The sequence below is a fragment of the Streptomyces sp. NPDC045701 genome, from assembly GCF_056432045.1.
The window spans coordinates 116,811-129,041 of record NZ_JBWKJV010000018.1; the positions used below are offsets into that span (position 1 = coordinate 116,811).

General features: G+C 72.4%; 12 protein-coding genes and 1 pseudogene. 7 read left to right on the forward strand and 6 right to left on the reverse strand.

Annotated features, from left to right (window positions below; genetic code table 11):
* Window positions 1-44 precede the first annotated feature (44 nt).
* Window positions 45-1,031, reverse strand: a complete 987-nt coding sequence (locus AC07DW_RS20255; protein WP_478859051.1) for an SGNH/GDSL hydrolase family protein — start codon at window positions 1,029-1,031, stop codon at window positions 45-47.
* Window positions 1,032-1,151: 120 nt separating this feature from the next.
* Between AC07DW_RS20255 and AC07DW_RS20260 the strand changes: the two genes are divergently transcribed.
* The gene (locus tag AC07DW_RS20260; protein WP_478859034.1) at window positions 1,152-2,537 is read left to right on the forward strand and encodes a cystathionine beta-synthase; all 1,386 of its coding nucleotides are present in this window, start codon (window positions 1,152-1,154) and stop codon (window positions 2,535-2,537) included.
* Between the two features lie 274 nt (window positions 2,538-2,811).
* On the opposite strand, the gene AC07DW_RS20265 is transcribed toward AC07DW_RS20260, so the two are convergent.
* The 5 genes from AC07DW_RS20265 to AC07DW_RS20285 form a co-directional block, all read right to left on the reverse strand.
* A complete protein-coding gene (locus AC07DW_RS20265; protein WP_478859035.1) occupies window positions 2,812-3,654 on the reverse strand; it encodes a histidine kinase in 843 nt (280 codons plus the stop codon).
* A gap of 66 nt (window positions 3,655-3,720) precedes the next feature.
* Complete coding sequence (locus AC07DW_RS20270; protein WP_478859036.1) at window positions 3,721-4,332, reverse strand: hypothetical protein; 612 nt, start codon at window positions 4,330-4,332, stop codon at window positions 3,721-3,723.
* A gap of 11 nt (window positions 4,333-4,343) precedes the next feature.
* On the reverse strand, window positions 4,344-5,795 hold the full coding sequence (locus AC07DW_RS20275; protein ID WP_478859037.1) for a hypothetical protein: 1,452 nt from the start codon (window positions 5,793-5,795) through the stop codon (window positions 4,344-4,346).
* Window positions 5,796-5,891: 96 nt separating this feature from the next.
* A complete protein-coding gene (locus AC07DW_RS20280) occupies window positions 5,892-6,314 on the reverse strand; it encodes a hypothetical protein (RefSeq protein WP_478859038.1) in 423 nt (140 codons plus the stop codon).
* A 184-nt stretch (window positions 6,315-6,498) separates the two neighbouring features.
* Window positions 6,499-6,918, reverse strand: coding sequence for a hypothetical protein (locus AC07DW_RS20285; protein WP_478859039.1), 420 nt, complete (start codon window positions 6,916-6,918; stop codon window positions 6,499-6,501).
* 161 nt (window positions 6,919-7,079) lie between these two features.
* Here AC07DW_RS20285 and AC07DW_RS20290 point away from each other — a divergent pair, with 161 nt between their 5' ends.
* The 6 genes and pseudogenes from AC07DW_RS20290 to AC07DW_RS20315 form a co-directional block, all read left to right on the forward strand.
* Window positions 7,080-7,919, forward strand: a complete 840-nt coding sequence (locus AC07DW_RS20290) for a MurR/RpiR family transcriptional regulator (RefSeq protein WP_478859040.1) — start codon at window positions 7,080-7,082, stop codon at window positions 7,917-7,919.
* A 365-nt stretch (window positions 7,920-8,284) separates the two neighbouring features.
* Complete coding sequence (locus AC07DW_RS20295; RefSeq protein ID WP_478859041.1) at window positions 8,285-8,800, forward strand: hypothetical protein; 516 nt, start codon at window positions 8,285-8,287, stop codon at window positions 8,798-8,800.
* Window positions 8,801-8,882: 82 nt separating this feature from the next.
* Window positions 8,883-9,731 (forward strand): DUF4097 family beta strand repeat-containing protein, encoded by an 849-nt coding sequence (locus AC07DW_RS20300; RefSeq protein WP_478859042.1) that lies wholly within the window; start codon window positions 8,883-8,885, stop codon window positions 9,729-9,731.
* A 218-nt stretch (window positions 9,732-9,949) separates the two neighbouring features.
* Window positions 9,950-10,942, forward strand: coding sequence for an ATP-binding cassette domain-containing protein (locus AC07DW_RS20305; protein ID WP_478859043.1), 993 nt, complete (start codon window positions 9,950-9,952; stop codon window positions 10,940-10,942).
* Window positions 10,939-11,727, forward strand: a complete 789-nt coding sequence (locus tag AC07DW_RS20310; protein WP_478859044.1) for an ABC transporter permease — start codon at window positions 10,939-10,941, stop codon at window positions 11,725-11,727. The genes AC07DW_RS20305 and AC07DW_RS20310 overlap by 4 nt, the downstream gene beginning before the upstream one ends.
* Window positions 11,728-11,915: 188 nt before the next feature.
* Window positions 11,916-12,231: pseudogene (locus tag AC07DW_RS20315) on the forward strand (hypothetical protein); the annotation flags it as partial.

Sequence of the window (12,231 nt, forward strand, 5' to 3'; positions counted from 1 at the left end):
ACCCGCCGCGCCCGGCCCCATGGCACGGCGGGCCGCGCCGGGCGTCAGGGGCGGGCGTCCGGCAGGGGGGCGGGTTCCTGGACGGAGGGCAGGCGGCGACGGCGCCGGTGCTTGAGCAGCGCCCACGGGGCGCGGGCGCCGGTGACCTCCGTACCGGCCTCCTCGACCGCCTCGGCCGCGGCCTTGGCGACCGGCAGCATGCCCTCCCGGCGGTCCGCCTCCAGCCGCTCCTCCTCGGGCCACACGCCCAGGACCGCGCAGAGGGTCGGGAGCACCGCCATCGCGGCCGTCGCGTACCCCTCCGCCGACGGGTGGTAGTTGTCGGCGCCGAACATCTCCCGCGGGTTGGCCGCGAACTCCGGGCCCAGCAGGTCGCCCAGCGACACCGTGCGACCGCCCTGCTCGACGACCACGATCGTCTGGGCGGCGGCCAGCTGCCGGGACACCCGCCGCGCCAGCCACCGCAGCGGCTGGTACACCGGCTCGATCGTGCCCAGGTCCGGGCACGTGCCGACCACCACCTCCGTGCCCGCCGTACGCAGCCGGCGCACCGCCGTGGCGAGGTGGCGCACCGACTGCGTCGCCGACATCCGGTGCGTCACGTCGTTCGCGCCGATCATGATCACGCACACGTCGGGGGTCCGCCCCGGATGGGCCAGCAGCAGCGTCACCTGCCGTTCCAGGTCGTCCGACCGGGCGCCGGGCAGGGCGACGTTCCGCAGCTCCACGGGCCGTTCCGCGACCGCGGCCAGCCCCGAGGCGAGCAGCGCGCCCGGCGTCTGGCCCGCGCGCCGCACGCCCTGCCCCGCCGCCGTCGAATCACCCAGGAGGGCCAGCCGGAGGGGCTCGACGCCGCCCCCGTACCCCCGGCCGTACAGGCCGTCCGCCGCCGGCGGCAGCGGCGCCACACCGCCGCCCACCGAGCGTTTCGCCAGCCGCACCTCGGCCAGCAGCACCCCGACCGCCGCTGCCCCCAGCAGACCGATGCCGCCGCCCCCGTACGCCGCACCGGCGGCGATCCGCCGCGCCACCCTCGCCCTCGACATAGGGACAGCCACCTCCTCGATTCCGTACAAGAGCTAACTGCCCCGAACTCGACTCCGACTACGCATACGCTGGCGTGACCATTACGGAGACCCCGGAGACTAACGGTGCAATACCACGACTCGATGATCAGCCTCGTCGGCAATACCCCGCTGGTGAAGCTCAACAGTGTGACCGAGGGCCTGCAGGCCACCGTCCTGGCCAAGGTCGAGTACTTCAACCCCGGCGGTTCGGTCAAGGACCGCATCGCCGTGCGCATGATCGAGGCGGCCGAGGAGAGCGGCGCACTGAAGCCCGGCGGCACGATCGTCGAGCCCACGTCCGGCAACACGGGCGTCGGCCTCGCCATCGTGGCGCAGCAGAAGGGCTACAAGTGCATCTTCGTCTGCCCCGACAAGGTCTCGACCGACAAGATCAACGTCCTGCGGGCGTACGGCGCCGAGGTCGTCGTCTGCCCCACGGCCGTGGATCCGGAGCACCCCGACTCGTACTACAACGTCTCCGACCGCCTCGTCCGTGAGACGCCGGGAGCCTGGAAGCCCGACCAGTACTCCAACCCGAACAACCCCCGTTCGCACTACGAGACCACCGGTCCCGAGCTGTGGGAGCAGACCGACGGGAAGATCACCCACTTCGTCACGGGCGTCGGCACCGGCGGCACCATCACCGGCACCGGCCGGTACCTCAAGGAGGTCAGCGGCGGCGCGGTCCGTGTCGTCGGCGCCGACCCCGAGGGGTCCGTCTACTCCGGCGGCTCGGGCCGCCCCTACCTCGTCGAGGGCGTCGGCGAGGACTTCTGGCCGAGCGCGTACGACCGGACCGTCACCGACGAGATCATCGCCGTGTCGGACAAGGACTCCTTCCAGATGACCCGCCGCCTCGCCAAGGAGGAGGGGCTCCTCGTCGGCGGCTCCTGCGGCATGGCCGTCGTCGCGGCGCTGCGGGTCGCCGAGGGTCTCGGCCCCGACGACGTCGTGGTCGTCCTCCTGCCCGACAGCGGCAAGGGCTACCTGTCGAAGATCTTCAACGACGAGTGGATGGCCGACTACGGCTTCCTGGAGGAGGCCGGCCCGTCCGCCAGCGTCGGTGACGTCCTGCGCCACAAGGAGGGCGACATCCCCAAGCTCGTCCACATGCACCCCGAGGAGACGGTCGGCGAGGCCATCGACGTCCTGCGCGAGTACGGCGTCTCCCAGATGCCCATCGTCAAGCCGGGCGCGGGCCACCCCGACGTCATGGCCGCGGAGGTCGTCGGTTCGGTCGTGGAACGCGAGCTGCTGGACGCGCTGTTCACCAAGCGCGCCTCCCTCGACGACGCGCTGGAGAAGCACATGAGCGCGCCGCTGCCCCAGGTCGGCTCGGGCGAACCGGTCGCCGACCTCATGTCCGTACTCGGCTCGGCCGACGCGGCGATCGTGCTGGTAGAGGGCAAGCCCACCGGTGTGGTGAGCCGTCAGGACCTGCTCGCCTTCCTCGCGAAGGACGGCAAGTAGCCGGGAGGGAACGCCGCTTCGCGCGATCGGTACGGGCACGACACGTGGTGGCAGCACGCGCTTAACACGCGTAGTGCATCGTGATCTGTGTCGGCGTCACGGACTTCCGGAGCGGCTCCCGGACCTCCTGATACGCCGCGGACGCGGAGACCGGCCCTGACCCGGGCCCGTGTCCCCCGCGGGGACCGCCGTCGTCCCGCCCCCCGGCAACGGGGGTGCGGCGGTCCCCGCGCCACCTTCCTCCGCCGGGCGCCCGCGCCCTGCGTCCCGCCCGTCAGCGGGCTTCCACGCGCTGGATGTCCCCCTCCCCGGGCAGGAGGTCGGTGATCCTCGTCCAGAGGGTCTTCGCGTCCACCCGGACCAGCCGGAAGGGACTCTCCGGAGTGATGCGGTCCGCGGGCAGGGGCTCCTCCGGCAGGTCCCGCAGCCAGTAGCCCAGCGGCCCGCAGTCCCACACGGCGAAGCCGCGCCCCTCGACGCCCTGCCGGCCCTCGTGGGCGGACCGCCAGGCTGCGGTCATCCGCCAGCTCGACCGCAGCTCGGAGATCAGCTCGGTGAGCAGCGTCAGCGCCGGTCCGGCGGGCGTGCCGGCGGCGGCCAGACCCTGGCCGATGTACGCGCGCTCCTGCTCGGCGGAGCCACCGTGCGGCAGGGCCTCCAGCCCGCCGAGCCCCGCCTCGACGGTGCCGACGGTGGTCTCGACGACCGGGAGCGCCGCCGCCCGGACAGTGGGGGACTGCTGGAGGTTGACCATCTCGGCGAGCTTCCAGACCAGCGTCTTCGGCTCCACGAGGGAGTACTCGGCCTCGGTGGATCCGGGCCACGCCTGGTGGGCGACGACGTCGTCCTGGCCGATCATCATCCCGTGGTGCAGCTTGCCCTGCCGCCCGGCCGCCTCCAGCGATATGACCACGACGGGGGAGAGGACCGTCTTCATCAGGGGCAGCAGCAGGTGGGACAGCTTCCCGTCCCGGTGGACCAGCCCGCACTCCAGCAGCTCCTGGTGGGCCGTCCCGAACTCCTCGGGCACCTCCTGCCCGGAGGCCAGCTCGGAGAGCACCGTCACATGCTCGTCGGCCAGCCGGAAGCGGGACCGGGAAACGTCGAACGAAGGCATATTCCACTCACTTGGTAGTCACTCACCGCGGCCCGCTCCGGGCCCCGGTCGCGGGCCGCCGGGCGGTCAGTACTGGGACTCGGCCCACAGGTCGAAGACCCGGGAGAACCCCGCCCGCACGGCCCCTCGCCGGGTCAGTACGGAACGGTCGACTCCGCAGAAGAGCGCCGCGAGGGCGATGTCGGCGTGCAGCACCCGGCCCTCCGCCCGCACCGTCATGCGCTTGTTCCTGCCCCACCCCGACTGCCGCACGGCGATGACGACACCGGGGTCCTCGGCGTCGGCCGCCCGGGTCAGCGTGTACGAGCCGCGGTCGATCGCCGTCAGCCGGTAGCCGTCCCCGAGGAAGGTCATGTGCAGGGACCGGCCCCGGTGGGTCACGCCCCACCTGTTCCGGCTCATCCGGACGTGCCCGTCCCCCACCCGGAGGACCGCGCGGTTGAGCGAGGGCCGGGACATGCCCTCCGTGTGGATCCCGCGCGCCTCGAAGGTCGCCGTGGGGATCAGACCGCCGCTCACCTGGGCGACGACCTTCTCCCGGACGTACGGCCCCGCCGGGTGGACCACGCGGATGTCGCCGAACTCGGGAGAGGTGCCCTGCCAGCCCCACTGGGTCCGCTCGCCCTTCGTCCGCTCCCTCCAGTGGGTGAGCGTGAACGGGGTGATGGTGGTGTGCATGGTTTCCCTCGCTAGTCGAACGGGTTGAGGGCGCTGCCCAGTTTCTTCGCCCCGCCGGCGATGTCGTCCTTGAGGTCCGAGGCCTTGTCGCCCACCCAGTCTCCGGCCTTCTCCAGACCGTCGCCGATGGCCTCGCGGTTCTCCCAGATCACCGCGCCGCCGTACGCGATGCCCGTGCCGACGGCCAGGCCCAGCGTCACCGGGTTGGGAGCCACGGTGAGCGCGGTCATGGAGGCGCTGAACGCCGTGCCGGTGAGGTCGGTGGCGAATTTCGACGGGTTCGCCTTAATCATGTCCATGTCGTACGTGGCGAGGTTCGCCACACCGTAGGCGGTGGCAGCCACGCCTCCGACCACGCCCGCGCCGCGCATCCAGCCGGCCGCCTTCGCGGCGTTCGCCAGACCGCCGTTCTGGGCGACCCTGACCAGGTTGGCCTCGGCCGCCGAGGGCATGTGGAAGGCGCCGTTCCGCATGAACCCGCCGAACATGGCCGCCTCGTCGGAGCCGGTGATGGCGGTCACCATGCCGGGAGGGACGCGGGCCAGCATGCTCCCCGGCGCCCCGGGCAGCCGGCTGTTGATGAAGTTCGCCAGCATGGTGCCCGGCGCCGTGACGTCCTTGCCGTGCTTGAGGGCCTTGTACAGCTTGTACGAGCCCTTGAGCGTCGTGCCCATCGCGGTGGCGAACGCGGCGGCGCTGAGGGTGCCCTTCTGCACGGCGGCGAACAGTTCGGCGGCCTTCTTGCTGCCGGTGACGTTCTCGATGCCCGCCTTCTGCAGGCGCTTCACGTAGTCGTCCAGCGTTTCGTCGTCGCGCATGCTCAGCTCGTTGAGCTGCATGCGCTCCTGCCTCTGCTTGTCGTCGGCGGCGGAGACCTTCCCGGCGTCACCGTTGAACCCGGTGCCCAGGGTTTCGTCGTCCTTGCCGGCCCGGCCGTCCTTGACGACCGCTTCCAGGTCCTTCTTCAGGTCCTTGTCGGCGTCGTCGACGGCCTTGACGCAGGCCTTGATGTACTCGGCCCAGGACTGCTCGCTCTCCCGGACGGTCCTGGCGTGATCCGGGTCGTGCCGGGCGGCGTCGCGCTCGGCCGGGGTGAGCCTGTCCCAGTCGTAGGCGACGTTGCCCTGCTCGGACACCTTCATCCCGGCCTCGACGGCGTCCGCGCGGGCGGTCTCCAACTGCTTCTTCAACTCGACGAACTGCTGGTGGGCGTTGCGCAGCAGCGTGGCGGTCGCCTTGGCCTGGGTCTGAGCGGCCTGGTACTCGTAACGCGTCGCGGCGAAGTTCGTGTGTGCCGCGGTCGCGCTCTCGCCCAGCCACGTCGGACCCATGGTTATCTTCTGGACGTGGTCCCGGTAGACGCCTTCGACCTTGTGTATCTCGTCGGCCATCTTCTGCCACTTGTCGGCGGCCGTGTTGAGGGGCCCGAAGTCGGTGGACATGACTTCGTGGTACGTCAGCATGCGGTTTCCCTAGGGGCGACGGGGCATCGGCGTCGGACACGTACGTGCCGGGTCAGCCGTCGGTACGTGACGGCCGGGGATCGACGGAACCGAGGGTCAGTACGTGCTGAGGTTCGACGGGATGCTCGCGATGTCCTGGCCGCGGCCCACGTCGACGCCGGTCAGGGTGGTGACGGTGGCCCGCAGGGCGCCCTTCTCCCGGTTGAGCCGGTCGGTGAGGGTTTTGACCTGCTTGTCCCACGTGGTCTGCACCGTCTTGAGGCCGGCGGCGGTCTCCCAGCCCTTGAGCGCCCCGATGGCGCCCGTCGTGGCCTCGTCCGCCCAGTCGGTCGCCTTCTTCGTGTCCGGGACGATGAGGGTCTCGATGGTGTTGGCCGCCGCCCGCTTCTCGGCGGGGGAGGACACCAGGTCCTTGCCGCCTCCGCCCTGGTCGGCGGGCAGCTGGTTGAGCCGCATGGACGTCTGCCGGCGGCTCGCGGCCTCGGCCCGCAACTGGGCCCATTCCTCATCGAATCCCATGGCGCCTCCCCCGGATGCTGGTGATCACGATTTCGTGTCGGCATCCTATGTCGGCGTCCCGGGGCACCGACCCGGTCGCGCCCGCCGCCCGCGCCGGATTCGCCGGGATGACGGGACTATCTCCTCGCGTGATCGGGGGTTGTGAGAGTCTCGTGCAGACGGTGCGCGAGCGCCTGGGAGTCCCCTATCGGTCCTCGTCGTCCGTCCGCCGGGAGTGGCGCCAGGGCGCGCTGCGGGCGACCTGGAACGCGTTGACGCCGACTATGCCCGCCCAGGTGACGATCAGGCCCTTCAACCCCGCGTTGGCCACACCGATCGCGGACAGGGGTATCGCGAGGATCAGCGAGATGATGGCGAAGCCGAAGCGCTCGCCGAAGTGGTCACCGGCCGCGGAACCGGCGCCGGGCCGGCCGCCACGGGCGACGACCATCCGCTGCTCGGCGACCTGACGGCGGACGCGGCGGTCGACCGTGGCGTCCAAGCGCTGTTCCAGCTTCTCCAGGAACGACTCGACGAGGGCCGACTCGTACTCCGTCCCCAGTTCGCGGCGGGCCTGGAGGGTGGCGTCGAGCTCCTTCTCGAGCTCCGTGTCGCGGGCTTCCATGCCGTAAACGGTACGGAGCCGGAGCCGTCGTGTCGCTGGGGTTAACCCCCCTTTTCGCCCCCCTGGCCACCCCCGTACCCCTCCGTGCCGCTTGCCCGGCTGCATATCGTCATGCAGAGTTTTGGATGGCTGAATAACCGGTCGGGAACGAGGGGGACAGGATGAGCGACAGCCCTGCCGCACGGCTGCAGGCGCTCTTCGAGGGGCACCGGCTGACGCCCACGCAGCGCCGGATCGCCCACTCGATGGTCCGGCGCGCCGCGGACGTACCGTTCCTGTCGAGTGTGGAGCTGGCCGAACTGGCCGGCGTCAGCCAGCCGTCCGTCACGCGCTTCGCCGTGGCGCTCGGGTTCGACGGCTACCCGGCGCTGCGCAAGCATCTGCGCGAGGTGGCCCCGGCCGAGCCGGCCGCCGGCGCCGGGTCCACGTACAACGAGTACCAGCAGGCCGTGCTGGGGGAGATCGAGAACCTCAGGCACCTCGCCGAACTGCTCGCCGACCCGGGGCCGGTGGAGCGCGCCGGACGGCTGCTCGCCTCCTCCCGGCCGCTGCCGGTGCTGGGACTGCGCGCCGCCTCCTCGCAGGCGCGGGGCTTCGCGTACTTCGCGGCGAAGGTCCACCCGGACGTGCGGCTGCTCGACGAGGGCGGCACCATGCTCACCGACCGGATCGACGCCGCCGTGCGCGCGGGCGCCACCGTGTTGCTGTGCTTCGCGCTGCCCCGCCACCCCCGTGAGGTCGTGGACGCCCTCGCGTACGCGCGCGACGCGGGACTGACCGTCGTCACCGTCGCCGACTCCGCGTTCGCCCCGGTCGCCAAGCACAGCGACCTGCTGATCCCGGCCGCGGTCGGCACCGGCCTCGCCTTCGACACGGCGTGCGCGCCGATGCTTCTGGGCCGGGTGCTGCTGGAGGCGATGTGCGACGGGCTGCCGGACGCGCAGGCGCGGCTGGAGCGGTTCGACGCGGCGGCGGCCGCGCGGGGCCTGTTCGTGGAGTAGCGGTCGCACCGGGCCGCCTCGACCTCCGGGGCGGGCCGCGCGCCGGCCGCCGGGGGCGTGGGTGCTGGGTGGTCCACGCCGCCTCGCACCTGGGGGCGTCTGGCGCGGGTGGCGCCACTCGGGCCGCGTAATGCCGCGTAATGCCGCGTGATGCCATGCAGTGCCACTTGGTGCCACTTGGTGCCACGCGGTGCGATGTGGCGCCATTCGTGCTGCCGTAGGGTGCGGTGCGGGCCTCCGGCGGGCAGTGGTCGTGGTTACGTTCACGGGATTTCCGCAGGTGAGGGAGGTTCTCAGGGCGACCGGCGTCAGCTCGGCACCATACGCGGTTGCGTGTGGCGCCATTGTGCTGCCATGATGGCGCTATGGACCTCACCCCCTATGTCGACAACCTCCGCCGCGAACTCGCGGTGGCCGCCGAGGCCGGCGGTGACGAAGCCCGCGAGCTCGCCGAGCGGCTCACCGCTCCCCTGGAGTCGGCGACCCGGCTGACCATGCTCAACGTGCTCTCCGCCGCGATGGCGGAGATCACCCGCGAGCTCGCGCCCGGCTCGGTCGACGTACGGCTGCGGGGGCTGGACCCCGACTTCGTGGTGACACCGCCGCCCACCGACGGTGGCGCCACCGCGGAGCCGGCCGTGTCCGCCGAACCGCTCAGGGCCCCGGCTGCCGAGGGCGACGAGGGCGGCATCGCCCGCGTCAACCTGCGCCTGCCCGCCCACCTCAAGGCCCGCGCCGAGGAGGCCGCCGGCCGCGAGGGCCTGTCGGTCAACGCGTGGCTGGTGCGCGCCGTGTCGGCCGCGGTCGACGGCGGCACCCGGCCGCGTACGACGGAGCGGACCCAAACCCTCGGGCAGAGCTTCACGGGCTGGGTGCGCTAGCCGCCCCCTGCCCGCGCCGCTTCACCCCACACCGCGTCCCACCAGCGGGGACGTCCTGAAGACCCAAGAGGACGGGACAGCCATGCCTTCTTTCGACACACCCGAATCGATCTCGGTCACCGCTCACGTGGAGGCCGGTTCCATCCAGTTCACCGCCGGCGACCGTTCCGACACCGTCGTCGAGGTGCGCCCCCGCGACCCGAAGAAGGACCTGGACGTACGGGCGGCCGACCAGACCCGAGCCGCGTACGCGAACGGCACGCTGACCGTCCGGACCCCCAAGGGCAACCTGCTCGGCCTCGGCCGCACCGGTGTCGTCGACGTGACGGTCGAACTGCCCACCGGCTCGCACGTCGACCTGACCGGTGCCTGGGCCCAGGTGATCGGCGAGGGCCGGCTCGGCGAGGTCCGCGTGAAGACCTCATCCGGCGACGTACGCCTCGACACGACCGGCCCGCTGAAGCTGACCGCCTCGCACGGCTCGATCACCGTGGACCGGGTCGAGGGCCCCGCCGAGATCACCACCAGTTCCGGCAGCCTGCGCGTCGGTCTCGTCGACGGCCCCGCCGTCCTCAAGAACTCGCACGGCACCACGACCGTCGACGCCGCGACCGGCGAGCTGCGGGTGAGCGGCGCCAACGGCGACATCGAGATCCGGCGGGCCGAGGACTCGGTCACCGCCACCACCGCCCACGGCACCCTGCGCGTCGGTGACGTGGTCCGTGGCACCGTCCAGCTGGAGACCTCCTACGGCGCCATCGAGGTCGGCGTCCGGGAGGGCACGGCCGCCTGGCTCGACGTCAGTTCGGGTTCCGGCCAGGTGCGCAACAGCCTCACCGAGTCGGGAGCCCCGGGGCAGGCGGAGGACACCGTCAAGGTCCGCGCCCGCACCCGGTACGGCAACATCGACGTCCGCCGCGCCCGGGTCTGAGTACCGCCTCCCGGCGTCCGCCGCGCCCGGGTCTGAGTACCGCCTCCCCGCGTCCGCCGTGCCCGGGTCTGAGTACCGCCTCCCCGCGTCCGCCGTGCCCGGGTCCGAGTACCGGCTCCCGGCGTCCGCCCGCCGGGTCCGGCCACCGGCCCCTCCCTGGCGCACTCGCCCCCTTCACCCCGCCCCAAGCCACTCCACCCTTCGAACGGGAGGGCTCCATGCCTTCATCTGTCATGCTCACGTCCAGCCGGAGTGGCGGTCCGCAGTCGCCCGCCGCCGTCTCCGCCGTCGGTCTGCGCAAGTCGTACGGCGACAGGACCGTCCTCGACGGCATCGATCTGCGCATCCCGGCCGGCTCCGTGTTCGCGCTCCTCGGGCCCAACGGCGCCGGCAAGACCACCGCCGTGAAGATCCTGTCCACGCTCATCACCGCCGACGGCGGGCAGGCCCAGGTCGCGGGCCACGACCTCGCCACCGACCCCCAGGCCGTGCGGGCCGCGATCGGCGTCACCGGGCAGTTCTCCGCCGTCGACGGGCTGATCACCGGCGAGGAGAACATGCTCCTGATGGCGGACCTGCACCACCTGCCCCGCGGCGAGGGCCGCCGCGCCGCCGCCGAACTGCTGGCGCGCTTCGACCTCACCGACGTGGCGAAGAAGCCCGCCTCCACCTACTCCGGCGGCATGAGGCGCCGCCTGGACATCGCCATGACGCTGGTCGGCGACCCGCGGATCATCTTCCTCGACGAGCCGACCACCGGCCTCGACCCGCGCAGCCGCCACAACATGTGGCAGATCATCCGGGAACTGGTCGCGGGCGGCGTCACCGTCTTCCTCACCACGCAGTACCTGGAGGAGGCCGACGAACTCGCCGACCGCATCGCCGTGCTGAACGACGGCAGGATCGCGGCCGAGGGCACCGCCGAGGAACTGAAGCGGCTCGTCCCCGGCGGTCACGTGCGGCTGCGCTTCTCCGACCCGGCCGCGTACCGGTCCGCCGCCTCCGCGCTGCGCGAGGTCACCGCGGACGACGAGGCGCTGACGCTGCAGATCCCGAGCGGCGGCAGCCAGCGCGAGCTGCGTTCCCTCCTCGACGGGCTGGACGCGGCAGGCATCGAGGCGGACGAACTGACCGTGCACACCCCCGACCTCGACGACGTGTTCTTCGCCCTGACCGGCGGCACCGACCAGCCCAAGGAGGCTGTCCGATGAGCTCCCTCTCCCTCGCCGTGCGCGACTCGTCCACGATGCTGCGCCGCAACCTGCTGCACGCCCGGCGCTACCCCTCCCTCACCCTGAACCTGCTGCTCACCCCGATCGTCCTGCTGCTGCTCTTCGTCTACGTCTTCGGCGACGTGATGAGCGCGGGCATGGGCGGCGGCGCCGACCGCTCCGCGTACATCGCCTACGTCGTGCCCGGCATCCTGATGATGACCATCGGCGGCACCGTGGTCGGGACCGCGGTGTCCGTCTCCAACGACATGACCGAGGGCATCATCGCCCGCTTCCGCACGATGGCGATCCACCGCGGGTCCGTGCTGGTCGGCCACGTCGTCGGCAGCGTGATCCAGTCGGTCGTCGCCGTGGTCCTCGTGGGCGCCGTCGCCCTGGCCATCGGCTTCCGGTCCACGAACGCCACGGCTCTGGAGTGGCTGGCGGCGTTCGGGCTGATGGCGCTGGTCGCCCTGGCGCTCACCTGGATCGCGGTCGGGATGGGCATGGTCAGCCCGAACGCCGAGGCGGCCAGCAACAACGCGATGCCGCTGATCGTCCTGCCGCTCATCTCCAGCGCCTTCGTCCCGGTCGACTCGATGCCGGGCTGGTTCCGGCCGATCGCCGAGTACCAGCCGTTCACGCCGGCCATCGAGACCCTGCGCGGGCTGCTGCTCGGCTCGGAGATCGGCCACAACGGGTGGCTCGCCGTCGCCTGGTGCCTGGCCCTCACCGCGCTCGGCCACGTCTGGTCGAAGTCGGTCTTCGACCGCGACCCGAAGTAGCCGGGACGGCCTCCGGCCGGCCCCGCGCGGCGCGACCTCCGATACTCCTTCCGCCCGAGGGCGGCGTGCACCGGCACCGCGTCGGCGCGCGCCGCCCCGGTCCGCGTCCGGCCCCTCCTCTCAGGAACCTTTAAGGAAGGGGCGCTACCCTCCCGCCGCACCCGGACGGATGGGACAGGGAGGCGGACGTGGCGCGGGGCGGACAGTCGCTGGCGAGAGTGGCCGTGGTGGTACGGGCGGGGGCCGCGCCCCTGTGGTGGGCGGGGCTCCTGGCCGCCGGCGCCGGAGCGCCGCTGCCCGGGCTCACCGGGTGGCGCACCGGGCTGCCGGCCGGCGCCGCCCTGTTCCTGGTGACCGCCGCCGTCGTGGCGCTGGCCCGGCGCGGGCGCTACACCCGGCTCGCCGGCGGGGCGACGAGGGCGGCGCGGGCGGACTTCCTCCAGGACCGGGCCGTGACCGTGCGGGTCCGGCGGCGGGCCCGCCGCTGGTGGCTGGTGGGTGCGT